Source organism: Epilithonimonas arachidiradicis (genome assembly GCF_003610695.1).
GTDB classification, from domain to species: Bacteria; Bacteroidota; Bacteroidia; order Flavobacteriales; family Weeksellaceae; genus Epilithonimonas; species Epilithonimonas arachidiradicis.
Map to the genome: position 1 here is coordinate 699,975 of NZ_RAQH01000001.1, position 26,342 is coordinate 726,316.

Genomic DNA, 26,342 nt, shown 5'->3' on the forward strand with positions numbered 1-26,342 from the left:
TACCATAAGCCAAAAACACTAAATGAATAATAATTTCGAAACTTTTTTAGAAAGCACCGGAATATCTTTCTTTTACTTTAAGCTAGTGCTTGGCTTTGTATTTTCGTTTCTTATTACTTATATCGCCATTCCTACGATTATAAAAATTTCCAGAAGAAAAAATCTGATGGATGAGCCCGGCGCAAGAAGTTCACACCTCAGGAAGATACCTAATCTTGGCGGAATCGCTATCTTTTTTTCATTAGGTGTCTGCGCGCCCATCTTTGCATACGAACTGTTTGACCGATACAAGTTCCTGTTCGCATCTTTTATTATCCTGTTTTTTGTAGGTGTGATGGATGATATTATGGTTTTGAGGGCTTATAAAAAATTATTGGCTCAAATATTAGTTTCCGCATTGATGGTAATCGGTTCCGATGTCCGCATACGTAGTCTTTTTGGCGTGTTTGGCATCTATGAGATCAATTATTATATCAGTATTGCCTTTAGTATTTTAACATTCATTATTTTAATTAATGCTTTTAATCTGATCGACGGTATTGATGGACTGGCAGGGAGTTACACTATAGTAACCAGCGCTTTGTTTGGTGTCAGCTTTTTCAGGTTGGGCAGCCATAATGATCCGTTGGTGGTCCTTTGCTCGATTTTAATAGCAGCTTCTTTAGGTTTTCTGTTTTATAATTTATCGAATAAAAGAAGTACCAAGATTTTTATGGGAGATACCGGCTCTATGATATTGGGTTTTCTTCTTGCTTTTACAGGAATCTCTTTTATAGAAATTTTTATTGCAAAAAGAGATGAGGTTTTTTATCATTTGCAGTCAGCGCCAGTCATAGCTGTTGCAATCCTGATTTTACCAATCGTTGATACCTTAACAGTTATTATAACAAGGATTTATCATAAAAAATCGGTGTTGTCTCCGGATAAAAATCACATTCATCATAAATTGTTGAATTTAGGTTTAACCCATAGAAGATCAACAGCTTATATTATAGCTTATTATTTATTAATCATAGTCGCAGCCTATTTTTTCAGGCATTTGAGCGTTAATCAGCTATTAGTTCTTATAATGGTTCTTGGATTTTTTGGCGCTTATTTGCCGATATTTTTATTGCGATTCAAAAAAGATTAAAATTATTATATTTTTGTAAAAAACTATTGATGACAAAACGTTATTTTTTTAATATATTTTTTTTACTCATTCTTGTTGGGGTAAGTTCATCTTGTATTTCTAAAAAAGATGTTCGTTATCTGCAACCCAGCGAAAGCCTTACAATAAATGAGGAAGGCTTAGTCCCTTATAATGTCCCGGAATACAGAGTAACAAAAGGTGATATTTTAAGCCTCAATGTAGTGACAACTCCGAAAGGAGATGCAGCTCAATTTTATTCTTCACTCAACTCTTCCAATACGGGTTCTAATAGTCAGGCAATGAGTAACAATGCCAACCAAATGGGGAACAATCAGATGAATAGTGGCTCAGGAGGTAATGCAACCTTTTATTTTAATGGGCTGAAAGTTGATTCGAAAGGAGATGTTAATATCTTTGGCATTGGTTACATCAAAGCAGAGGGTAGGACACTTGAGGATATGACAAAAGAGATCCAGGAAAAAGTTAACGAAAATTTTTTGCAAGGGAAATCGGAAGTTAGACTAAACTTAGATGGAATCCGGTATTACATCTTGGGTGACATGGAAAATGTCGCTATAACAGGCGAAAAAACGGCATATGTTACTCAGCTCAATATTATGCAGGCGCTAGCGATGAATGGCGGGCTCAACAGAACCGTTGACCGTAAAAACATAATGATCCATAGAAAGTATCCGGAAGGTATAAAAACAGCAAGGCTGGATCTTACAAGAGAAGATGCTATGAATTCTCCTTACTACTGGTTGCAGAATGGTGATATTATTTATCTCAATACGAATAGTAAGATTATCAATGGATTCGGAAAAGAACCTGTTCAGACTTTGACGACTGGCGTCTCTGTTCTTACAACAGTAATGTCTATTTATTTAATTCTTACTAGACTATAATGATTCCTGATAAAAACGGAAAAAAATCACAAGATACAGCACTGGCTGAAAAAATGGGAGCTTTCAATTTGTTTGATCCTGCTCATTTTTTGCAAAGAGTTATTCGCAATTGGTATTGGTTTGTTATTCTGGGCTTTATAGGTTATTGTATTTCGTATGTATATAGTAAATACTATGCTCAGAGAGTTTATGCCTCCAGCCTATCATTAAGCATATCTAACAATACGGCTAGCTATTTTACACCCAATCAGTCAATTAACTTCATTTGGGGGCAGGGTGGAAATCAGGATGGTGTTTATTTGAAAAAGATCTTATTATCAAGAAGTCATAACGAGTTTCTGGTAAAAAAACTTAATTTAATCACTAATTATACAACCAAAGGATTAATTAAGACAACTTATTTGGATCAGGAAGATAGTCCGGTATTTTTGGAGATTGATACGAATCATCTGCAGCAGGTGAACTATCCCATAACCTTGATACCAAAAGAGAAGAATAAATATGAAGTTGTTTTACCAGAAGAAGGGCAGTCGCCGTATCTCTATAATTATGAGACAGAAAGTATGGAGACTATCACTTCATACCCAAGACCAAAAAATAAAATTTTAGGAATTAATGAATGGTACGAGACGCCAAATCTTAAATTCAAACTGGTTCCAAACCCTACACCAAGCAATTTAGGCCTTGATAATATTATTATAACTCTTATTCCTGTAAATCAGGCGGTTAATGGAATAATAGGAAGTTTAACGGTAGATTTTGATAAAGAACTACCGTCAATTATGGTTATAACTAAGTCGGGTTATAATCTTAATAATACGGTGAGTTTCCTTAATAATTCTGTTGATGAATTAATCAAGAAAAGATTGTTGGATCAAAATATGGTAGATAAAAATACTGTAGAATATCTTAACGAAAATCTTTCTCTAATCAGGAAAAAATTAGATTCCAGCGGAACAGTTCTTAATAATCTGAAAATCAACAATCGTCTTTTCGATATGGAGAATATCGATTCTAAGACATTGGAAAAACTCACTGCATTAGAAACTCAAAAAGCTGAATTAGCGACCAAAATTAATTCTCTGGATCAGATCAGAAATTCTGTCGGGACGAATAATATAGAAAAAATAATCAGTCTCAATATTGCAGGGATAGAGGATGGGAGCTTTAATGCTTCTGTGTCAGAACTGAAACAGCTCTATGCAAAACGGAGAGAAATGGCTCAGATCTACACCCCTAATTCTGAACCAATGCGGGAAATCAACAGGTTGATTAACGAAGCAAAATATACTTCACAAGATGGTCTGAAAAAATATTTTCAAAGCTATTATGACCGGCTTGCTGATGTTAATTCACAGATTGCAAAAATTGATAAGGAGTTAATTACATTACCAGAAAAGCAAAGGATTTTCCTGGATGCACAAAGGGGATATGATATTATTGAAAGTACTTATAATACATTACTTACAGAACAGGCAAAATCTCAAATGCGTGTTGCGACCAATCAAAGTAATCTAAACGTTATAGACAGAGCAAAAAATCTGGGACAAGGACCCATTGCTCCGGATGTAAACGCTACGAAAATGCAGATTATGGGGGGGCTGTTACTGATTCCTCTTATATTTTTGCTGGTAGGTGAATTGCTGGATAACAAGATCCGAAATCTGAAAGAATTGTTGACGGCCACCAGAATTCCGTTATTGGGTGTAATAGGACATAACAGCTACGACAATAATCTGACGGTTCTAGAAGAACCGAAATCATCAATATCGGAAGCATTCAGGGCTGTAAGAGCCAACCTGCGCTTCCTGTTTGATGAGGAGCAGAAAAGCAAAGTTATCCTGGTTACATCTTCTATCAGTGGAGAAGGTAAAACTTATGTGTCTATCAATATAGCTTCTGTCTTAGGGCTTAGTGGGAAGAAGGCAGTCTTGTTAGGTATGGATCTTCGGAAGCCAAAAATTTTCGGAGATTTCAAAATCAATAATAAAAACGGAATTTCCAATTATCTCACAGGTCAGGTAGAACTGGAAGAGATTATTAATCATACCAGTATTCCCGGTTTGGATGTAATAACATCGGGGCCTATTCCACCGAATCCTTCAGAATTGCTGATGAGTGATAATAATATGAAGTTCATAGAAAGACTGAAAGAGATCTATGAATATGTTATTATAGATTCGCCGCCTGTAGGCTTGGTTGCCGATTCGTTTGAACTGATCAAAAAAGCTGATACCACCATCTATGTTGTCCGCCACGAGTACACAGAAAAGCATATGGTGAGAATGATCACAGAAAAGTATTTTAATAAAGAAGTTTCCAATCTTGGATTGGTTTATAATGATTTTGTTGTTAAGCAGGGTTATGGTTACGGGTATGGCTATGGTTACGGGTACGGCTATGGTTACGGGTACGGCTATGGTTACGGTTACTTTGATGAAGACAAAAATTATAAAGAACCAACAATCATAAAAATCAGGAACAAGCTGAAAATGTTTTTTAATAGAAAATAGAAGCCTTTGTCAAGGCTTTTATTTTTTTATAGACTATTTTGACAATAAGTTCGTTTTTATAACAATAAATTATATTTTTTTGTTTTTATTTAACTAAACTTTAAGAAGTTCCTTAATCTAAAAATGTTTTATATTTGCACCAAATTTTTGAGTAATAGACGTTTCAGTATATTGAAAATGAAGAGAGAATTAACTTATGCCTTTATCGCTATTTTTTGTTTTTTGAGTTTTGCAAAAGCTCAGAGACATGAGATAGGAGTACAATTGGGTATGAGTAATCTCGTGGGAGATATTGGCAGGACAAATTATATTCTTCAGAAACCTCTCGGAAATGTATCGGAAAACGGCCTTCCATTTTATGGAGGCGTAATGTACAGGATGAATTTTAATCCTTATCAGACGGTCAGGCTTAATGTAGGATTTAGCAACATTCAGTTTGATGACAGGTATGCGAAAGAAAATTATAGAAGAATGAGGCAGTTGAGAGGCACCAACTCGGTGATATCAGCGGACTTGCTTTTCGAATATAATTTTTTACCGGTTAATGAGGAGCAAACCAGTATGATAAGTCCGTATATATTTGCCGGTGTTTCCGGTTTGTATATGGATGCAGTGAAGGCAGAACTGACCATTACAAATACCAGCGTACAAGCTAAGTACAAGCAGGAAAAAGCTTTTACAATGGGATTGCCATTTGGTGTAGGGCTTAAATATAAATTTAATTACAACTGGGCATTGTCCGGGGAATTCACTTTCCGTCCGACTTTCTCGGATCAGGTGGATTATAGTATGTTGAAAGATGGTGATGTTACAGTGAAGAGTTCTTTAGGAAAAGACCAAACAGCTGCTATTGTACAAGGATTTATGGATCAAAGGAATATTGGTAATCTGAATTCTAAAGATTGGGTTAATTCTGCAACATTGATTTTGTCCTATTCTTTTGGGAGACCACCTTGTTATTGCAAATAATGATTATGCAGGATTTAAAAAAGCTTATAAATAAAGATAAATTACCGAAGCATGTTGCTGTAATTATGGATGGCAACGGAAGATGGGCAAAATCCAGAGGAGAAGAGAGAACCTTTGGGCACAAGAACGCTATCACTGCTGTTCGTAATGTTATCAATGCTTGTAATGAGATCCATATCCCATATCTTACACTTTACACATTCTCCTCAGAAAACTGGAACCGTCCAAAGGATGAAGTAGATACGCTGATGAATCTTTTGTCAGAGACACTACTTCTGGAAGCGGAAGAGATCTTCACAAAAGGCTTGAGAATGCACGTTGTCGGCGATATTACAAAACTCCCGGAACTGGTGAGAGATCAATTATTAAATGTAATTGAGCTGACTAAAAATAACGATAAAGGAAATCTGATTCTGGCACTGAATTATGGTTCGCAAAAAGAAATCCTCAAAGCGATCAAAGAAATCAGCCAGGAAGTGAAAGATGGGAAAATAGATGTTGATGATATTAATGAAAAAGTATTCGAAGATCATCTTTATACAAAAGATTTTCCGCCGGTTGATCTGATGATCAGAACCAGTGGGGAAGTGAGGATCAGTAACTTTTTGCTTTGGCAGATTGCTTATGCAGAGCTTCAGTTTCTGGATGTGCTTTGGCCGGACTTTACAAAAGATACCTTTTTCCAATGTATCATAGATTATCAAAATAAGGAAAGGAGATACGGAATGACAAGCGAGCAGCTTTCATAAAAAATATATAGAAAAGAGAACAACTTCAATAAGAATGAAATTAAGATTTATACCCATTATTTTGTTAACAGCTTCCGTGTATTTCCACGCTCAGGTTGTTCCACAGGGTAACAATGCAGAAAACACAGAACTTGCAGCAAACCAAAACCAAGAGTATGTTCTGAAGGATATCGTTGTAGACGGTGTCAAAAGATACACCCCAGCTCAGATTTTGCGTTTTACAGGTCTTGTGAAAGGAGAGAAGTTAGAAATTCCCGGCCAGAGAGTCAGCTCAGCTGTTAAGAAACTTTGGGAAACACAATCTTTTTCGAAAGTAGAGGTCTATGTACAGGATGTAGAAGGTCAAAACGTGATCTTACAATTCCAGTTACAGGACTTAAAAGAATTGGGAGAGATCAAATTCACAGGTAAAGGAATCGGTAAGTCCAAAAACGAAAAGCTGATCAAGGATAATAATTTGAAGCCTGGGACTAAAATCAATAACAATTTGGTTTCCAGCTTACAAAATAAGATTCCTCAGGAGTATGTTGCAAAAGGATTTGCTGACGCTAAGATTAATATCCAGGAAAAAGCTAATGCAGGAGACCCGAATTTGGTAGACTGGACCATTGAAGTAGCCAAGGGTAAAAAAGTTAAAATTGACAAAATTACTTTTGATGGTAATAATGAAGTGTCTGACAGAAAACTGAGAAAGAAAGGTTTCAAAGATACTAAGCAGAAAAGATTTTTGTTGGGAATCCTTAAGCCGTCAAAATTTGTTCAGGACAAATATGATGAGGATAAGAGAAACCTGATCAGTTATTATAACTCTCTGGGCTTCCGTGATGCGGTAATTGTTTCAGATTCTGTCACCAGAAATGAAAAAGGTTATAACATCAATGTAAAACTTAATGAGGGTAAAAAATATTACATCGGTGATATCAATTTTGTTGGTAATACAACTTTCACAACCGAGTTCTTACAAAAGATTTTAGGGTATAAAACAGGCGATATCTACGATGCTGTAGGATTCAACAAGAAAGTTGGAGAAGATGGAGGTAAAGAAGATGACTCTGACCTTAAGTCTCTATACATGAACAATGGTTTCTTGTTCTCTAATGTGACACCAATTGAGAAATCAATCAAAGGTGATTCTATTAATTTGGAAATCAGAATCAATGAAGGTGAAAAAGCGACTTGGAACCGTGTAACCTGGTCTGGGAATACAACAACGCACGACCACGTTATCCTGAGAGCGCTTAGAACAAAACCGGGAACTTTATTTGCAAAATCAGACATCAAGAGAACTTATTTCGAATTGGCTGGGATGCAGTTTTTCGATCCTCAGCAGATTGGTACAGATGTGAAACCAAATCCACAAGATAACACGGTTAATATGCACTGGACTTTGGTTGAGAAAGGTTCATCGCAGGTTCAGTTGCAAGCGGGTTACGGTGGAGGATCTTTCATCGGAACTTTGGGATTGACTTTCAATAACTTCTCTTTGAGAAACTTCCTGAAATTCAAAGATTTCAAACCTGTTCCTCAGGGTGACGGACAAACATTGTCACTTCAGGCACAAGCAGGACAATATTTTACCAATTATGGAGTTTCATTTACAGAGCCATGGTTATTTGGAACAAGGCCTACAGCTTTGAGTGTTGGATTAAACTATTCCAGAGTTAACTATTCTTACTCCACTGGAGATCAAACGATGAATATTTTCTCTGCAACAGCAGGCTTAACAAGACTGTTGAGATGGCCGGATGATTATTTCTCGCTCTATACCGGGATACAGTTTCAGAGCTATAATTTCAGTAACTATCCGTTCTATTTCGGAGATGCGCTGGAATATAACGGAAGTACGAAATCATTCAGTTTCAATATTGGTTTGAGTAGAAACTCGGCTGGTTTGGATCCTGTTTTCCCAACTTATGGTTCTAATATAGAAGCGTCATTGAAGTTCACGCCGCCTTATTCCTGGTTCAGTAACAAAGATTACTCCACTATGAATACGTTGGACAAATATAAGTGGATGGAGTTCTACAAAGTGAAGTTAAAAGCTGATTTCTATAACGAAGTTATTGGAAAATTGGTTCTTAGAACAACCGGTGAAATGGGATTCTTAAGCGGATACAGCAAAGAATTGGGTCCACCGCCATTTGAAAGATATTATGTAGGAGGTGTTGGATTGTTCAATGGTAGATTTGATGGTAGAGAATTGGTGCCGTTAAGAGGTTATGAGAATGCATCTTCTACAGGTTTCAGTTCTTCATCAACATATGATATAACACCATATGGTGGGGCAACAATTTATAACAGATTTGCTGCGGAATTAAGATATCCAATTTCTATGAATCAAACAGCGAAGATTTTTGCTTTGACGTTTGTGGAAGGCGGTAACGCTTGGAACAGCTTCGGAACTTATAACCCTTTCAAATTGAAAAGATCAGCGGGTATAGGTATCAGGGTGTCAATGTCGGCATTTGGTTTAATTGGATTTGACTTTGCCTATGGATTTGACAGAACGTTAGGAAGTGCGGATCCTTCAGGATGGCAGACCCACTTCTTGATGAACCAACCATTATAAAATAAAATACTATTTTTATAGGATGAAAAAATTAGCATTCATTGTAACAATTCTTTTTACCACTACACACATCTATGCACAAAAGATTGGTGTTGTAGATACCAATTATGTTTTGAGCAAATTGCCTCAATATAAAGAAGCAGAGAACAGGCTTAATACCCAGGTGACTCAGTGGCAGGCCGATTTGCAGAAGCTGCAGGCTGAGTATGAGAGAAAAAGAGAAGCTTTTGAAAACGAAAAAGTTCTTTTGGTAGGTGAACAGTTGAAACTGAGAGAAAAAGAAGTTGTAGATATGGAAGCGAGCATCCGTAATACAATTGGTGCGAGATTTGGTACAAATGGTGAAGTTAATCAGTTAAGATCCAATCTTACAAAACCTTATCAGGATCAGATCTGGAATGCAATACAAACAGTATCTACGAAGAATAATCTGGGCATAGTTTTGGATAAAACCACGAACAATGTTCTTTTTCTGGATAAGAAATATGATTATACCGAGGCTGTTTTAAACCTACTTGTAAAAAATCTTCCTAAGGCTGAAGAATCAAAAAATAATTCTTTGCCTAATAGGGGAGGTGTTAAAAGTGGGAGAGAAAGTCTGAAAGGTAAAGCAGGTAATATGCTTAAAAAAGCTACATCATCTGTCAGCAAAGGCGAAATCAAAGCAGATTAAAATTAATTTAAATATATAAACATAACTTTTTAAAATGAACAAATTAAATGTATTATTAGTAGCGGTTGTAATGGTTTTTGCTACAGGATTTGCAAACGCACAGAAATTAGCATATGTAGATGTAAATTCAATTTTTACAGCTATGCCGGAAATGAAAGCGTTGGATCAGCAATTACAAACCTTACAGACTTCTAAACAAAGCGAATTAGAAAAGCAAGGAAAATCTCTTCAAGATATGATGGCAAAATATCAAAAAGAAGCTGCTACTCAAACTCAGGCTATCAATGAGCAAAGAAGCCAGGAGGTTCAAAAACTTCAGGATAACTTGCAACAGTTATATGCTGCTGCTCAGAAAGATATCGCTGAAAAAAGAGATGCAGGTTTAGCTCCAATTGAGAAAAAAATCAATGATGCTATTACTAAAGTTTCTAAAGCTGCAGGGTATGAATATGTTTTCGACGCTTCTAGCCCGGCTTTAGTTTACAAAGCAGGAACAGACGCTACACCAGCGGTTAAAAAAGAATTAGGTCTTTAATAGAATCCAAATCATTAAAACCGCTCTTTTTCGGAGCGGTTTTTTTATTTTTGTATTATGGAAAAAGAATTCTCTTCTACGGTTAAAATCCGTTTTGCAGATTGTGATCCAATCGGTCATCTCAATAATGTCAAATATCTGGAATATATGCTCAACGCCAGAGAAGATCACGTGGAGCAGAATTACGGATTTACCTACGAACAATATACCAGAGAAACAGGCTGCACCTGGGTTACTGTCCAGAATGAGATCGCTTATTTAAAAGAAGTTAGATACAATTCTACTGTTGAAATCACCAGCAAAACCATTTTCGTTGATGATCTTACAGCAGTGGTTGAGTTGCTGATGAAGGATGAAAATGGAGTGGTCCACGCTGTTTTTTGGCTCACGGTCATTTATTTTAATATGAAAACCAGAAGAGCAGAAAAAATGCCTGAAGAAACTCTTACCAAATTCGCTCATTTTCTGGTGGAGGTAGACCAGAAAACATTTAAAGAAAGAGTTGGATTTTTAAGAAGCCAGAATAAAACAAAATAATATGAGAAGAATACTTGTTATCGGAGGAAATGGCCAGTTAGGACACTGCCTGCAGAAATTAGCTCCAAAATACCACGATCTGTATGATTTTAATTTTACAGGATCATCGGTTCTGGATATTACAAATGACGAGCAGGTAGATACTGTTTTTGCAGAATATCGACCGGATTTTGTGATTAATGCTTCAGCTTATACGGCAGTTGATTTAGCTGAGAAAGAAGTCGAAAAAGCTTTTGCTGTCAATGGAGATGCTGTGGGTAATTTAGCTCAGGTTTGTAAAGATAACAACGCAATCTTGATCCACGTTTCTACAGATTATGTTTTTGATGGAGAAACTAATCTTAGCTATTCGGAAGACGATTTTACCAATCCAATTGGTGTTTATGGTGCTTCCAAAAGAAAAGGCGAAGAATTGGCTTTGGAAAACAATCCTGAGACTGTTATTTTGAGGACATCCTGGCTATATTCTGAGTTTAACAAGAACTTTGTCAAGACAATGCTTCATTTATTCGAAATTAAGGATGAATTGGGAATTGTGGGTGATCAGTTTGGTCAGCCGACCAATGCGAATGATCTTGCCGAAGCGATTATGGAAATCATTGGTGCTGAAAAGAAGACTTTCGGAATCTATCATTTTTCCAATTATCCGGAAACCACTTGGTTTGATTTTGCAAGTAAGATAAAAGAATTTTCGGATTCTTCCGTTCAATTAAAAGCGATTACAACAGAAGAATTTCCAACACCGGCAAAACGCCCAAAGAGAAGCACAATGTCTCTGGACAAAATCGAAAAAGATTATCATATCGAACCAAAGCATTGGGAAAATAGTCTGAGAGATTGCATCGAAATATTAAAATTAACGAATGCGTAAATTATTATTTTTAATTAGTGTTTTTTGTTTTCAGTTATTTTACCTTCAGATGGTTACATTGAATAAGGTTGAAAAAACAAATGATAACAAAGACAAGTTTTTTTACAAAATAACGGAACCGTCGAAATCTGAATTCCTGGGTGAAATTCTTGTGAACGGATTTTCGAATGACGATGTAGCCATTTTCGGTGATATTTATAAAAAGGCAAAACAGGTTGGAGCCAATTCATTTTCATTAAAACCGATTGAAAATGTGGATGGGACTTTTCAAAGCTTCAATCCGGCTTATTATATTTTGAATCTTTATTATACTCAGCCGGATAATATTACTGATGAACAAAATGTCGTTTATCTGGTTTCGGCATCAGAAAAAAATCAGAAAATCAATATTAATAACCAAACCACCGAGATAAAACCAAGAAGCTTTCTGAGATTGGAACTGATTGATAATGAAGTTTTGACAGTTTCTACAAGAAAATTATTAGGTTCAGCGGTAAAATTGTCAGGAAAAAAAGATCAGCCGTCTTTGTACTTTTCTTTGACAGATTTCAAAATTCGTAGTAACGACAGTATTTACGGAGGAATCAACTTAAAATCAGGCGATATCACAGGATTAGAGAAATCGTTTGGTATGTTTTTGACTACAATATATTCTGAACAGAAAAAGGATTAATGTTAATAAGTTATAATGCTTATATGACTTATTTTCAGAATAAAATTGATTAACTTTATACAAGAAGATTTAAGAACCCGGCTAATTGTAATTCATTTACAGACCTCACTTGGAATTATTTCTAACTGAGCGGAGCTAAATCTCAAATCTAAATCACACATATTGGAAGAATTTTTTGAAAACGAACTTGCAAAAAAGTTCGAAGAAATGATAGAGAATAATGAAGAGTTATACTTCGACACAGAAGAATATGTTGATATCATTATTTATTACTTGGAGTTGGGAGATTTCAGCTACGCAGAACTTGCTGTGAATCATGCCCTGAAAATTCATCCGAACTCTCTGGAGATCAAAACCAAACAACTGGAAGTTTTCTTGGAATTGGAACGTTATGCGAAAGCAAAAGAACTGATTGATGAGTTACACCAGTCGTCTTTGGAAGACACAGACTTTTTAGTTTGTTGTGCTAAATACTATTCTAACCTTGGAAATCCGAAAAAATCTATAGAGTACTGTTTGAAAGCCTTGGAACTGGAAGAGGAAGAAAACTTCCTTCACAATTTCATCGCCGACGAATATGTCAATCTGGATGATCCTTTCAACGCGCTTAAACATTACACATCTGCTCTGGAGCACGATCCTTATGATGATTATTCTTTGGAGAATGTAATGCTATGTTACAGCAAACTGAATCGTCCACAAGAAGCTTTAGATTTCTTGAATCAATATCTTGACAGGTTTCCATTTTCCGAAACCGCTTGGTACGAATATGGGCAGTTTTTCTTTAATAAGAAAAATTATGAAGAAGCTATCAGAGGATTTGATTATCTATTAGCGATTAATTCTGGTGCAGTTGGTGTTTATGCGAACAAAGCATCCTGCTATGAAGCGATGAGCGAGTGGGACAAAGCGATTGAAGTTTACGAAGAGATGCTGGAGTTGGAATATACCAAAGCATTTACCTTCTACAAAATAGGCTTATGTTATAAAGAAGCTAAGAAATTGGTTCCGGCTTTAACCTCTTTCCAAAAATCATTGAGAGAAGATCCTCAGTTTTATTTGGCAATGATGGAGCAATCTCAGATCTATGAGGAAATGGGGAACCCTAAGGAAGCGCTTTATTTCGCACAAGAAGCAGTCGCTTTGAATGAGGGTAACCTGGAATATCAAAAACGTTTAGCCTTTCTTTATATCACTTGTGGAGAATACGAGGAGAGTTTAACTTGTTTGAAAAAATTAGTAGAAACAGAACCAAGTAGATTCTATAATTGGTATGCTTATTCAGAAGTTTTGATGCTGATAGGAGAGTATGAGGAGGCGATTACAGTTTTGGAAAAAGCGTTGCAGACGCATCAACGAGCAGAATTGTATTATCAGTTGAGTAACTGCTATTTCAATCTGAAAAATGATTCGGAGGGAATCCAAAAACTGGAAAAAGCTTTGGAACTAGATCCGTCGCTCAGCAAGGATATGCAGCAGAAATATCCGTTCATCAAAGAACAGGTCAAAAAAATAAAGACCAAAAAGAAATAAACGAAAGCTCAGAGTCATCTGAGCTTTTTAATTTTTAGGAGCCGGGAACCTGCTTTCCACTATATCTTTTGCTCTTCGTTCCTCATCACAAAAGGATGCCGTTGCAATCAGGGCTATGGGTTTTGTAATCCAATCAACATTAAACCAAAACTACAATATTATCATTCCGCAGGACACAAACTAATCCTTTATCTATTTCTTAGCTGAGTTTTACGCCTTTGCGAACCTTAAAGATATTTTCAATAAGTTCAATAAAATCTTTGCGCGCTTCGCGTTCAAAAAAATTATGCAGCCTTTGGCTTACTTCTCAAAAATATCAATCCAGCTAAAATAATTAATGCGCCGATAGACTGCATTGTTGTCAAAGTTTCACCGTCCAAAATTCCCCAAATAATCGCAACAATTGGCATTAGCAAAGTCACAGTTGATGCAAATAGCGGTGTAGAAATACTCAGTAATTTATAATTCATCATCATTGCCAAGCCGGTTCCAAAGATGGATAACATCGCTACAAAACCAAGTCCTTCAAACGTACTTTGATTAAATTCTAAATCCTGGAAAAATCCGGAAAATACCAATGCAATTAAAGACGGTAAAGACAAAACAAAAGAAAAAATAAAGGCTGACATCAGAATCGGCGGAACTTCCTGTAGTTTCGATTTTATCGTCGTGGTGCTGATCGCATACATTAGGACGGCTAAAACTAATAATAGAATGGGATAGATTTTAATTTCACCGCTTTCGCCACTTCCCAAAGCCAAAATACAAGCGCCAATAAAACTGATTAAAACGCCGATTATTTGTCTTTTGGTAGTAGAGAATTTCCATACCAAAGATCCAACTATAATCACGAATATTGGCATCATAGAATTAATAATTCCTGCAATGCTGCTGCTGATCTCAGTTTCTGCTAATGGAAACAGAAACATAGGAATAAAGCTTCCGCTCAAAGCAGCTAAAATCAACCATTTGGTGTGTTGCTTCGGAAATTGTTTGATTTTAGTAATGGCATAAGGCATTAATACAATTCCGGATATGAGAACACGTAACGCACCAACTTCATAAGGATTGAAATGTTCCAGAGATTTTTTTATCAATATGAAGGATGATCCCCAAATCACAGATAATACGATGAGAAGAATCCATTTAAGTTTTTCGGTATTCAAGGCTTTTGTTGTTTTAAGATATTTAAATAATCAATTTTTGGAATCATCTTGCCCCCCAGACTTTCCAGGTGCTCAGAGTAGATCTGGCAATCAATCAATTCCCATACATTTTTATATTTTGTAGTAAAGTAGATAAAGCCGGCTTTGGAGGCATTGGAAACTTTGGAAAACATACTTTCGCCGCAGAAAACATTCCCAACCTGAACACCATAAAAGCCACCAACCAATTCGCTGTTTTGCCAGACTTCAAAACTTTTAGCTTTTCCATAATGGTGTAGTTTTATAAAGGATTTGATGAGCTGTTCATTAATCCATGTCCCGTCTTGTCCTTTCCTTTCCAATGTTTTGCAGTTTCTCATCACTTCTTCGAAGCATTGGTTTTCGGTAAATTCAAAAACCTCATCTCGCAGAATTTTCCTCATCGATTTTGAAACCTTAATTTCATTTGGGAAAAGAACAAATCTCGGATCCGGACACCACCAGAGTATTTCTTCGCCTTCATTATACCAGGGAAATAATCCTAATTGATAAGCAAACCAAAGCCGTTCTGGTTTCAGATCACCGCCAATGGCAATTAATCCGTCTTCAGAATCATAGAATTCCGGATCGGGAAAAGAAATGTCTTCAGAATCTAGCCTGATCATTGTATTAACTATTGATTACAAAAATAATCCCCGCACTTTAATAGAATGCAGGGACTTATGTGATAATTTTTTATTGTCGATTAGAAAGGTAAATCATCATCTTCATCCTCAGAAAAAACATTTTTGTTTTCTGTTGCAGGCGAATTCTGAGAAGGCGTAGCTTCGGTTGGCTCGTTGAAATCGGATGAACCATCTTTTTCCATTCTCCATCCCAGGATAGAATTGAAATACTTCACTTCTCCTTGCGGGCTTGTCCACTCTCTACCTCGGATGTTGATATAAACTTTTACTTTGTCACCAACTTTATATTGATTTAAAAGGTCAACTTTTTCTGATAAAAATTCGATATTAATAGGTTGTGGATACTGCTCTTCTGTTAAAAGAACCAATTCTTTCTTTTGAAATCCACTTGCAAAAGTTTGTAAATCAGAAATTTTCTTAATTGTTCCTGTTAATTCCATATGTTGAAAAATGTTTTAAGTCTGTAAAGGTAATAAAAGTATTAATGTTATTCAAAAATCCGACGATGAAAAAACTTTAAAAAAATGTTGTTTTTATTTTGGAGAGAATACAAAAGAGTTATATATTTGCACTCACCAAAACGAAAGAAAAGAAGTTCTTCAATAATGCGGATGTGGTGTAATTGGTAGCCACGCCAGACTTAGGATCTGGTGCCGTGAGGCGTGGGGGTTCGAGTCCCTTCATCCGCACAACGAAAAAATTTCTAAGTAATTAGGAATTTTTTTTATGCGAAAATAGCTCAGCTGGTAGAGCACAACCTTGCCAAGGTTGGGGTCGCGGGTTCGAATCCCGTTTTTCGCTCAAGTTCTACTTTGCCCTGGTGGTGGAATTGGTAGACACGCAGGACTTAAAATCCTGTGTCCGCAAGGACGTACGGGTTCAAGTCCCGTCTGGGGTACTTAAAAACTCTCTGTCAACAATAGTAACAGAGAGTTTTTATTTTAAGGATGGCTAAAGATGAATACTGTTATTAACCATTACTATCAGTGGTAGGGCTCAGGCTTGCATAGAATAGTAAGCGTTTATTGATCCTGTCCTAAATAAGAGGTTGCATCATTCCCATCCGGATCTACGAACAATACCGTTTGTTAAAAGCATAGTTTTACGGAGAGTGTTTGTGTTTCTCAAATGAAGCATTGACAACACGTCATCTTGCAATGTCTTACATATAGATCCTCGACCATAATTATACATCGCAATTTCTTGCAACTCTTTAATATTGTACATGTAATTCCTGTAAGTTGCTGATAGATGATTTCAGTTTATCTATAGATTTAATGGGCTTGCCCGATGTCCAAACGGTCGAATTTGCCATCAGAATTCTGATGAAATTTGAAGAAAACCTTGAAAGTTCCCCATTTTCCAGCCTTGAAATTTCCGGTAATATCTTTTCCATCATTTTCTACAGAGTCTATCGTCAGAAACTTCTCTTCGCCACACGCTTCCTTTACAAATCCCTGAAAACTTCTCGGGCTGCCATCATCCGTCATTGTGGGATTGGCTGTAAAATAAGATAAGAAAGTTTTGCTGTCGCCGTTTTGCCAAGCTGTCATTGCAGCATTGACTGTCGGGTTGGTGATTTTTGATAATTCCATAGTTTGTTGTGTTTTTTTAAGGGTTAAATGTTTAGTTTCAGATATATTCTGTGTTTTTTCTGTCTTAGTCTGTGCGCAGGCCGTTACAGAACACAGCACCAATGCTGAAAGGTTTGCAAATAATATTTTTCTCATCATTTGTGTTTTTAGAATCATTAATTAAGCACTCTTTAAAGGATGCTGAAGATAGATAATCAACAGATTAAGCAACAGAAATGGAAGCTCAACCATTACACCTTTGAAGTCTTTATCTAATAAATGAAAACAGATAATCAGCAAAATTCCCGCTGCCATCAGAAAATTTCCCCAGACAAAAGTTTTTGGAAAAAGAATTAATACTGCTGCAAGAATAGTAACAGCTCCGTTAATCATCAGTCCGGTTTTTCCAAAACCCCATTTTCCGAACATCTCCATCATTTCAGGCTTTCCGGAAAACATAGCATATCCTTGTTTGAAGCCCATAAAAACGGCAACCAGAATCAGAATTCCATTTATAATTTTAAGTATCATCGTAATTAATTTTTTTAAGTTTTAGTAATGAAAGCCGAATACATTGTTCCGCCAAAAACAGACTTTCTTTCGCCTATTTTTTCAATTTTTGAATAACCAAATTGACTGAATAACAACTTCAACTGAACAAAAGGAATTGGATACGGCTCCCACTGGTTCGGAACCGAATGATCATATTCTACAATAATCCATTTTCCGTTTTCTTGCTCAAAATACATTTCAAATTTTTGAATTAATCTTGCTTTATCTTTTACAAAATGCAAGGCATTGGCTAAAAGAACCCCATCCAGAGAAGAAATATTCAAATCATCATTTTCAAAATCAGCTTGTATGAAATCAATCTTTGCCTGGTCATATCGTCCTGAAAATTTTTGTCGGATTCTGTCAACAGCAAATATTTTACTCTCCCTTGATAATTTTTCGGCTAAAGCATAAGTAAAGATTCCGCTTCCACAACCTAAGTCTGCCCATATTTCAGGCTGGATTGAGGTTAATTCTGGTAGCAATAATTTAGCTTCGCTGATCTCCATAAAATAAAAATTGGGAATTGAAGCTTTTCCAATTCCCAACTTTGAAAGAGCTTATGAATACTCTATTACCTCGTCGTGTATCCGCCGTTAGCGAAAATAGTCTGACCAGTGATCCACCATCCGTCAGTCACTAAAAACTCTACCAATGGAGCAATATCTTTGATGTCGGTAAGACCACCTAATGCAGAAGCAGACTTGTGATAAGCCACGGCATCGTCAGCTTCCTGGCCATAGAAAAACGGCGTATCCATTGGTCCGGGCGCAACTGCTGTTACAGAAATACCTCTCGCCCCGAATTCTTTAGAAGCTGCTCTTGTGAAATGCTCAACAGGCGCTTTCATTCCCGCATAAGTCGAGTAAAGCCCTGTGTAAGCCGCAAGAAGAGACGTTACAATTGTGCAAATTTTCCCGTGGTCAGCTACTTTTTTACCGGCTTCCTGCAAGAAGAAATAGGCAACCTTCGAGTTGATATCAGACATTGTATCGTATTCTTTCTCTGTAGTTTCTGTAAAAGGCTTTTTCAATACCATCCCAACCGTATTGATGGCGATATCAATAGTTCCGAACTTGCTGATGGTTTCATCAAAGAATTTAGTAATGTTTTCAACTTTCGTAAGGTCAGCCTGAAACAAAAATGCTTCTGCACCCAGAGCCTGAACATCAGCCAAAGTTTTTTCACTTTCTGCTCTCGAGCTCTCACTGTTGTAATGAATCGCTAATTTTGCACCTTTTGCAGCAAAATCTCTGCTTAATAATCCGCCAAGGTTTTTACCTCCTCCGGCAATAAGGATCACTTTCCCTTTCACATCGTGTTTTGACATATTTGTATTTTTTTAATTATTCTATACAAATATGTCAATTTGCAGACATTAATCAGCTATAAGCAATTAATTCCTACGAAGGATTACAGAATTTATTCTATCAAAAAGGCTATTCAATTATTTGATTAATAGAATTTTAGTTGTTTGAATGAAATTTTTTTAGAAAATTTTGATTTAACTGAATTTAAGCCTTTTTATGTATGGTTCTTAGTTTTCTATTGTGTTGGAAAATGCGAAATGTTAATTATTGTAGTTAAAATATCCCAATGTAATAGTCTCTTAATCGCCCTTCATAAAAATAAAGATGAAGTTTTTTTGAAAAAATCCCGAAACAATATGTCTTCAAAATGTAGGTTCTTTCATTCTCATTTATGATATCCGCAGGTCTGCCAAGAAATTTTTGAGTCTCGCGATGTGATTTTCCAATCATTTTTTCTTCAAGTATTTTATCGAGCATTTCTGATTTCAATGTATTGCATTTTATCATAGCTTTTTTGTTAAAGGTTCCCTGAATGATAATACGATCTCTGTATGTGGAAGCTCATGTCTTTTATAGAAAGTCATTATCAAATGTATGATTTGATATTTATCTCTACTATATTGCAAGCACGCTAATATTTACCAATAAATGTTCTGTATTATTGTTTGGTCAAGAGTTATTGCTACCCGGTCTTTGTTCTGTACAAATGGAGTTTTTGATCACTCTGGTAATAGAATAATTCCTTTTAATTTGTAACCATTTATTTTTTAATTTATGGTTTCCAAAAGGACCAAACTGTTCCGTTGTAGACAGCAAGTTGTTTTTTTACGGTGTCATAAGCCATCATTCCGGGGGCCGGATTAATAATATTAATATGAGGGCTTGCAACTTTTGGTAAAATCATGGCCTTATTGCTATCAGAAAGAACCAAAATCCCGGTACTTGTATCAGACGTATTATTACCAATTATTGTTTTAGCAGTGGTCATTTCTGACTTCGATTGCTGGATCGAGATGTCGGATTGCCCGGTGGTGTCAATACTCAAATCAAACCAGCTTCCGTTTTTCAGGTATTTCATTTTGTGGTCGGTAACATCGTAGATGACTGTTCCGTTCTCTGTAATACCTGTTTTTGTTTCTACATAAGGAATTATTAATCCTTTGTTTTCGGTATCGGCAAATTCCAGCGATACTGAGTTATTGGTAACGCTGGTTTTCCCAATGGCTACTTGAGATTTAATAACGATTGTTATAAAAATCAATACTACTCCTAAATTTTTTTTCATTGTACTGTTTTTAGAATCTGTTATTTTCATCACACTGTTTTTATCATAATTAATTGTGTTTATTTAATCCGGGCATGTTTGTGTTGAGATACAATACCAATGATAGCTGACGCCATTATCTGTAGAGGTGTACATTTTCAAACAATGATTAGTAGTATCATAAACTACCATTCCTTCTACAAAGTCCGTTGACGGTATTCCTGTAGGAACATCTGGCGTTGAAGGGTTGCCATCAGCATCGCTGAACGCAACTCTGTTCACAACCAATCCTTTTGTTTTAGCTTCTAATGCTATCCAGCCTCCTTTTCTTACCATTGGCCAATTGTCTGCGTCTGTTTCACCGGCTCTTGCCAGAGAAGTTATACCGACTTTGGTATCTAATAGGGTTCCGCCAGTTATTGCACCAGGTTTATAGCAAGCACAGGACGCACCACCCGCAATTACTATTGGATCGGAGGTGTATAAACAACCATTGGTATTAGTATAAGCTACGGTATAGCTGCCAAGAGCGGTAGCAATATAATTTTGTGAAGTAGCTCCCGGGATGACAGCATTATCTTTGTACCATTGTATGTTTGAAGCCAATGATGAGGTTAATGTCACAGATATAGGATTAGTAGAGCAAACCGTAACCGTTCCATTAACAGCCGCAGGATTAGAGGCTATCACTGGAGTCTGGACTCCAAAAGCTTCCTGAAGGCTGGTCATTCCATAGACCTGCCCCGAGGTAGGAGCATTCAATACATTAGCTGATAGAGACATTGTACCGGCTGAGAATGTAAGTTTTCTTACGGTATTATCGGTGAATCCACCATAAATATCGCCCCCAACTTGTGCCATTCCAAACATTAGTTCGGAAACACCGGACGCGTCAGCATAGATGTTTTGAATACCAGTAACATTGTAAGAACCATCTAATGCAAGTTCATAGATATAATTTTCATAAGAACTATTCAGCATTGAGGCATATACTTTTCCTTCAAAAAGAATAAAGTCTCCACCAGAAATTGCTGCATTAGGATCAACAATGTTATACCAATTGCTCAGAGTGTAATTATTACCCGTTATTGTAACTCTTTGTATTAGTGTATTGAAATTATTTCCTAATAAGCCGGTACCATCCGGTAAGAAAGAAAGAGAATTGCTACCTGCAGATAATTCTGTGGTTCCGGTATTTGTAAGCCTCGTAAAAGTACAATTAGCAGTATTGAATCTATAAAAATATGATTTTCCCTCGGTATAATTATAATTAACGGTATACATAGTGCCATTGGTGTCATAGCCAATATCAAAGACACCTTCGTCTACGGTATAAAAATTATCACAAATCAATCTAGCTACTCCTGTGTTAACATCCGCTGCATATAGTTTGTCGTCATCAGTATGATACCAAACGACAGGATCACAGGCAGTTATTGCTTTTATGTCGGTGTCTGTAGCAGTATTATTGCTCAGGTTAGTGTCCGATGTTGAAGCAGGTGCAGTTATTGTTGCGGTATTAGTCAAGTTCCCGGTAAATGTAAGAGGAATAGTAATCGTTACGGTGTAAGTTACGGTACCACCTACTGGTAATGATACAATATCGTTGATAGCTCCTGTTCCTGCTCCTGTAATGTTAGTTACGCTTCCGCTGGATGCAACAGCCGTGTAAGTCATATTGGCATTAGGAATGCCGGTTGGTATGGCATCAGTAACGGTTGCATTCTGAACACCAAAAGGTCCGTTATTACCTACAACTACTGTATAAACGGTACTGGATCCTGGTGTGTAAAACTGTGTATTGTCAGTTTTTGTAACATAGAGATCGGCATCAAAAGTGATAGGTGCAGTAACACAATGTGCACCATCATTTGTGCCACTGGATGGTGAATCTGATATTCTGAATCTTGCACCGGTAACGGTGTCTATTCTATAAAAACCGCCGTTATTATCGGCGCCAAAAATACCATTTGGGCTACCGAACATAGCACCGAAAGCTACAGTTCCTGTTGCGGGTCCTATAAATGTAACTACACCTGTAGAAGGATCGATAGATACTGTTCTTCCATCAATATTTACGGCGTACAGTTTTCCATCATTTACGTTATAAGCCAGATCGGAGATTTGTAACCCTTGAGATAACGTAACTGTAGTGGCGGTTCTGGTTGTGACATTGACTTTATACATAATAGTGACACCTGATCCTGTAGGGGTTACATAGTAATTTCCCTGATCATCAAATTCTCCTGTGTTATAAGAGATGGTTGTACTTGCCGGCATTCCTGTGATATCTCCCAATTCAGCATAGGTTCCATCATTATTGATTTTGATCAATGTTCTGGATCCGTTTTTCATGCCATACATGCCTCCGCCTACAGGATCGATTCCAATACCATTATATTGTATTGCGGAAGCGACTCCAATTGGAGGATAGGTAAATGGATTGGTCGATTTATCTATAAGATAAAGCTGCGTATTGCTATTCTGAGACAGATAGAGATTAGTGTTACAGCTTATAGAGAGATCAGGACATCCTGTATTCACAATATTGACCTGGGCGGTATTGGATCTCGCAGTACATCCGGCTGTTGTTATCTGAACAAAATAATACAATGTTCCAAGTGTGCTGGATGGTGGGATGTATGTAGATGTAGTTGCTCCACTGATTAGAGTTCCGCCAACATTGGTATTGGTCGTGTTATAATACCATTGATAAGCTGTAGCAGCAGGAGATGTAATCACACCTAATGTGTTAGCCGGTGTGTTCTGGCATACGGTCTGTGCATTTAGATTTTCTACTGATATCCCATTGACAACAACAGATCTTACATTGGATGGTGTGGAACAGCCTGTAGTAGTACTGGTAATAACAGCATAGTAATAAGTTGTGCCTCCCTTTGTGGATGGAGGGGTAAAAGTGGCTGAAGTTGCTCCCGCTATTGGTGTTCCTCCCGTATTACTGTTAGTGGTATTGCTGTACCATTGATAAGTAACGCCTGTTCCCGCTACACTAAGGGATGTTGTTGCAGCATTTTGACAAACAGTTTGAGAGCTTGCTGCCGGATTACTTGTAAACGTAGGATTGGCATTGACTGTCACAGGCGTCCTAGGGGATGATGTAACTGTACAGGTACCATTCCCAACTGTCACATAATAGTATCGTGTAGCAAACGCAGTTGTTGTAGGGATGGTATAAGAAGCAGAAGTAGCTCCGGTGACTGTAGTTATAGTACCACCTGTAGCTGCATTGCTGTAAAACCATTGGTATGTAGTTGCACCTGTTGCAGTAACTGTTAATGTTGCGCCAGAGCTGTTCAGGCAAAGGTTTTGTGGTGTAGAATTTGGCTGTGTAGTAATGGCAAGTTCCGGAAGTACGTTAACTCCTCTTACATTGGAAGCCGCTGTACATCCGGTAGTCGTATTGGTAATAACAGCGTAATAGTAAGTTGTCCCGGCAGTCGTAGAAGACGGTGTGTAGGATGCGGATGTTGCTCCGGAAATAGGAGTTCCTCCCACATTACTATTAGTAGTGTTACGATACCATTGGTAAGTGTTTCCTGCTGCAGCGGCTACGGTTAGTGTAGTCACTGTACCATTAAGACAGACTGTCTGTGTACCAGCTGTTAGGTTAGTCGTAAAAGTAGGATTGGCATTGACTGTCACAGGTGTTCTAGGTGACGATGTAACTGTACAGGTACCATTACCAACTGTCACGTAATAATATCGTGTAGCAAATGCAGTCGTTGTAGGGATTGTATAAGAAGCAGAAGTAGCTCCGGTTACGGTTGTTAAAGTTCCGCCTGTAGCTGCGTTGCTGTAAAACCATTGGTATGTAGTTGCGCCTGCTGCAGTAACGGTTAACGTTGGTCCGATACTGTTCACACAAAGATTCTGTGGTGTAGAATTGGGCTGTGTTGTGATAGCCAATTCCGGAAGTACAATCACGCCCCTCACATTGGATGTAGCAGTACACCCGGTAGTTGTATTGGTAATAACAGCGTAATAGTAAGTTGTTCCGGTAGTTGTAGATGGCGGTGTGTAGGATGCGGATGTTGCTCCGGAAATAGGAGTTCCGCCTGTATTACTGTTGGTAGTGTTGCTGTACCATTGGTAAGTGTTTCCTGCCGGAGCTGCAACGGTTAATGCAGTCACTGTACCATTAAGGCAGACTGTTTGTGTGCCGGCTGTTAGGTTGGTCGTAAAAGTAGGATTCGCATTGACTGTCACAGGTGTTCTGGGGTTTGATGTAACCGTACAGGTTCCATTGCCTACTGTCACATAATAATATCGTGTAGCAAATGCTGTCGTTGTAGGGATGGTATAAGAAGCGGAAGTAGCGCCTGTTACTGTAGTTATAGTACCACCTGTAGCAGCATTACTGTAAAACCATTGGTAAGTGGTTGCTCCCGTTGCAGTAACGGTTAATGTTGGTCCGGTACTGTTCACACAAAGATTCTGTGGTGTAGAATTGGGCTGTGTGGTAATAGCCAATTCCGGAAGTACAGTAACGCCTCTCACATTGGATGTGGCAGTACACCCGGTAGTTGTATTGGTAATAACGGCATAATAGTAGGTGGTTCCTGCAACATTTGTAGGAGGAGTGAAGGTTCCTGAAGTTGCACCTGCTATTAGTGTTCCTCCTGTATTAGAGTTTGTAGTGTTGCTATACCATTGGTAGGTATTTCCTGCCGCTGCTGCTACTGTTAAGTTGGTCGGTGTGCCATTGAGACAAACGGTTTGTGTACTGGCCGCAGGATTACTTGTAAATGTAGGATTAGCATTAACAGTTACAGGCGTTCTGGGATAGGTGCTTGCCGTACCACACGAAGTTTCCACAGTCACGAAATAGTAGCGGGTGGCAAATGTTGCAGTTGTAGGCGGAGTGTAGCTGGCAGATGTCGCACCGGCAACTGTGGTAATCGTTCCGCCATCGGCGGCATCGCTGTAATACCATTGGTAGGATGTAGCTCCCGTTGCGGTAACACTTAGAGGTGCTGGAGTCACATTCTGACATAGATTTCTTGGCGTACTGCCTGGTTGTGAAGTGATACAGCTGGTTGAGGTATTTCCTAATGAAAAGCTTAATGTAACGACATCTGCTTCCACAGCAGAGGTGTTAGAAGCTGCCCAGGCAGTAGTAGCAGGGTCACCTCCGTCACCTTTCAGGTAGACCCTAAATGTCAATGTTGTGATACCAGTACCATTGATTCTTACCGAACCACTTCCCGAGTTATCAGTTCCTGATGAATTAAAAACTGTAGCTGTATTGTTGATATTGGTACCGCTGACAGCAAAAACATTAGAACCGGATAATCGGGTTAAGGTTACGGGAGTATTCGAGGATATAAGATCATATTGTTGCGAAAAACCCAGGGCACCATAAAAGCCTCCCATTCCCCCAATATGTAGGGTAGGATTATTGACAGCTTGACTAAAGGTCACTACAAGATCAGTCATCCGATATGTACCATTTGTGGCTAAAGCTGCGGCACGCAATGGGGATGTGTTGGTAGCAAAAATGACCCCATAGTTATTGGCAGGATCGATACCGGTACCTGTAGCTGCATTACTAGATGTAAACCAATTAGATGAAGGGGCCCCGTAGCTATTTAATGCTTGTAATATAGGCGTGGCACCAGTAGTAGTATGTCCAAAGTTGGCAGCCTGGTTGGTTGAAATGGTTGATAATGTGTACTGCTGATTGATCAATTGGAAAGATGCTGTAACAGCAGGGGTATAGGTCTGGAAAGTATTCCCATTAGGGTTATCAATATTATACCGGAATCTGATACTCGTATTTTGAGCAGGTCCATTAGTTGCGGTAGGGTTACTATCCCCAGCAGCGAATTCTAAAGATTGAGTTTGGGCAGAAGACCAAATACCTAGCGTAAGGAAGAGTAGGACATATATTTTATTATGGTTATTATATGCTTTTGTGACAGCTTTTGCTGTATCACGGCCAAATACCATTAGTAATACCATTCGGAATGCTGCAAATCGGAATAGTGCAGAATAGATTTTAACCATAATTATTTTTTTTAACAGTATAATTGGGAAAAAGATATGAAGGTAGCCCTTCTGCTATTTCATAGTTCGGACAAAAATTAGAGATAAGAAAAGATAATTTGAATCCATTCAGTATCCTAAAGCTA

Annotated in this window: 21 protein-coding genes and 3 tRNA genes; 15 read left to right on the plus strand and 9 right to left on the minus strand. The window is 37.6% G+C overall.

The features are described from left to right. Positions 1-22 precede the first annotated feature (22 nt). The 12 genes from BXY58_RS03400 (at position 23) to BXY58_RS03455 (ending at position 13,659) form a co-directional block, all read left to right on the plus strand. Entirely contained in the window at positions 23-1,132 is a 1,110-nt protein-coding gene (locus BXY58_RS03400; protein WP_120212386.1) for a glycosyltransferase family 4 protein, read from the plus strand. Between the two features lie 29 nt (positions 1,133-1,161). Continuing rightward, positions 1,162-2,037 (plus strand): polysaccharide biosynthesis/export family protein, encoded by an 876-nt coding sequence (locus tag BXY58_RS03405; RefSeq protein WP_120212387.1) that lies wholly within the window; start codon positions 1,162-1,164, stop codon positions 2,035-2,037. Then, positions 2,037-4,550 (plus strand): exopolysaccharide transport family protein, encoded by a 2,514-nt coding sequence (locus tag BXY58_RS17030; RefSeq protein WP_120212388.1) that lies wholly within the window; start codon positions 2,037-2,039, stop codon positions 4,548-4,550. The genes BXY58_RS03405 and BXY58_RS17030 overlap by 1 nt, the downstream gene beginning before the upstream one ends. Positions 4,551-4,727: 177 nt before the next feature. Further along, entirely contained in the window at positions 4,728-5,519 is a 792-nt protein-coding gene (gene porG, locus BXY58_RS03415) for a type IX secretion system protein PorG (RefSeq protein WP_120212389.1), read from the plus strand. A gap of 5 nt (positions 5,520-5,524) precedes the next feature. After that, on the plus strand, positions 5,525-6,268 hold the full coding sequence (locus BXY58_RS03420) for an undecaprenyl pyrophosphate synthase (protein WP_120212533.1): 744 nt from the start codon (positions 5,525-5,527) through the stop codon (positions 6,266-6,268). Positions 6,269-6,302: 34 nt separating this feature from the next. Continuing rightward, a complete protein-coding gene (locus tag BXY58_RS03425) occupies positions 6,303-8,837 on the plus strand; it encodes a BamA/OMP85 family outer membrane protein (RefSeq protein WP_120212390.1) in 2,535 nt (844 codons plus the stop codon). Positions 8,838-8,859: 22 nt separating this feature from the next. Then, a complete protein-coding gene (locus BXY58_RS03430; protein WP_120212391.1) occupies positions 8,860-9,510 on the plus strand; it encodes an OmpH/Skp family outer membrane protein in 651 nt (216 codons plus the stop codon). A 34-nt stretch (positions 9,511-9,544) separates the two neighbouring features. Next, positions 9,545-10,045 carry an OmpH/Skp family outer membrane protein gene (locus BXY58_RS03435; RefSeq protein ID WP_120212392.1) on the plus strand — a complete coding sequence of 167 codons (501 nt, stop codon included), beginning with the start codon at positions 9,545-9,547 and terminating at the stop codon, positions 10,043-10,045. Between the two features lie 57 nt (positions 10,046-10,102). Then, positions 10,103-10,582, plus strand: a complete 480-nt coding sequence (locus tag BXY58_RS03440) for an acyl-CoA thioesterase (protein WP_120212393.1) — start codon at positions 10,103-10,105, stop codon at positions 10,580-10,582. A 1-nt stretch (position 10,583) separates the two neighbouring features. Further along, positions 10,584-11,453 carry a dTDP-4-dehydrorhamnose reductase gene (gene rfbD / locus BXY58_RS03445; RefSeq protein WP_120212394.1) on the plus strand — a complete coding sequence of 290 codons (870 nt, stop codon included), beginning with the start codon at positions 10,584-10,586 and terminating at the stop codon, positions 11,451-11,453. A gap of 49 nt (positions 11,454-11,502) precedes the next feature. After that, positions 11,503-12,126 (plus strand): hypothetical protein, encoded by a 624-nt coding sequence (locus BXY58_RS03450; RefSeq protein ID WP_244926045.1) that lies wholly within the window; start codon positions 11,503-11,505, stop codon positions 12,124-12,126. Between the two features lie 162 nt (positions 12,127-12,288). After that, positions 12,289-13,659 carry a tetratricopeptide repeat protein gene (locus tag BXY58_RS03455; protein ID WP_120212396.1) on the plus strand — a complete coding sequence of 457 codons (1,371 nt, stop codon included), beginning with the start codon at positions 12,289-12,291 and terminating at the stop codon, positions 13,657-13,659. A 284-nt stretch (positions 13,660-13,943) separates the two neighbouring features. Here BXY58_RS03455 and BXY58_RS03460 read toward each other — a convergent pair whose 3' ends face one another. The 3 genes from BXY58_RS03460 to BXY58_RS03470 all read right to left on the minus strand — a co-directional run bounded on the left by BXY58_RS03460 (position 13,944) and on the right by BXY58_RS03470 (position 15,930). Then, positions 13,944-14,825, minus strand: coding sequence for a DMT family transporter (locus tag BXY58_RS03460; protein WP_120212397.1), 882 nt, complete (start codon positions 14,823-14,825; stop codon positions 13,944-13,946). Further along, positions 14,822-15,469 carry a leucyl/phenylalanyl-tRNA--protein transferase gene (gene aat / locus BXY58_RS03465; RefSeq protein WP_120212398.1) on the minus strand — a complete coding sequence of 216 codons (648 nt, stop codon included), beginning with the start codon at positions 15,467-15,469 and terminating at the stop codon, positions 14,822-14,824. The genes BXY58_RS03460 and aat overlap by 4 nt, the downstream gene beginning before the upstream one ends. An 80-nt stretch (positions 15,470-15,549) precedes the next feature. Beyond that, positions 15,550-15,930, minus strand: coding sequence for a DUF3127 domain-containing protein (locus BXY58_RS03470; protein ID WP_120212399.1), 381 nt, complete (start codon positions 15,928-15,930; stop codon positions 15,550-15,552). 167 nt (positions 15,931-16,097) lie between these two features. Between BXY58_RS03470 and BXY58_RS03475 the strand changes: the two genes are divergently transcribed. The 3 genes from BXY58_RS03475 to BXY58_RS03485 all read left to right on the plus strand — a co-directional run bounded on the left by BXY58_RS03475 (position 16,098) and on the right by BXY58_RS03485 (position 16,388). Further along, positions 16,098-16,179 (plus strand) — tRNA-Leu (locus BXY58_RS03475). 39 nt (positions 16,180-16,218) lie between these two features. Then, a tRNA-Gly gene (locus tag BXY58_RS03480) sits at positions 16,219-16,291 on the plus strand. Between the two features lie 13 nt (positions 16,292-16,304). Continuing rightward, positions 16,305-16,388: transfer RNA gene (locus BXY58_RS03485), tRNA-Leu, on the plus strand. 376 nt (positions 16,389-16,764) lie between these two features. On the opposite strand, the gene BXY58_RS03490 is transcribed toward BXY58_RS03485, so the two are convergent. The 6 genes from BXY58_RS03490 to BXY58_RS03520 all read right to left on the minus strand — a co-directional run bounded on the left by BXY58_RS03490 (position 16,765) and on the right by BXY58_RS03520 (position 26,217). Next, on the minus strand, positions 16,765-17,220 hold the full coding sequence (locus BXY58_RS03490; RefSeq protein ID WP_120212534.1) for a hypothetical protein: 456 nt from the start codon (positions 17,218-17,220) through the stop codon (positions 16,765-16,767). 24 nt (positions 17,221-17,244) lie between these two features. Beyond that, positions 17,245-17,595, minus strand: coding sequence for a DoxX family protein (locus BXY58_RS03495; protein ID WP_120212400.1), 351 nt, complete (start codon positions 17,593-17,595; stop codon positions 17,245-17,247). A 14-nt stretch (positions 17,596-17,609) separates the two neighbouring features. Beyond that, a complete protein-coding gene (locus BXY58_RS03500) occupies positions 17,610-18,125 on the minus strand; it encodes a class I SAM-dependent methyltransferase (RefSeq protein ID WP_147366795.1) in 516 nt (171 codons plus the stop codon). A 65-nt stretch (positions 18,126-18,190) separates the two neighbouring features. Beyond that, complete coding sequence (locus BXY58_RS03505) at positions 18,191-18,946, minus strand: SDR family oxidoreductase (RefSeq protein ID WP_120212402.1); 756 nt, start codon at positions 18,944-18,946, stop codon at positions 18,191-18,193. Between the two features lie 752 nt (positions 18,947-19,698). Beyond that, the gene (locus tag BXY58_RS03515; RefSeq protein WP_120212535.1) at positions 19,699-20,211 is read right to left on the minus strand and encodes a hypothetical protein; all 513 of its coding nucleotides are present in this window, start codon (positions 20,209-20,211) and stop codon (positions 19,699-19,701) included. Between the two features lie 63 nt (positions 20,212-20,274). Beyond that, positions 20,275-26,217: a beta strand repeat-containing protein gene (locus BXY58_RS03520; protein WP_147366796.1), complete on the minus strand. Its 5,943-nt coding sequence runs from the start codon at positions 26,215-26,217 to the stop codon at positions 20,275-20,277. Between the last annotated feature and the right edge of the window lie 125 nt (positions 26,218-26,342).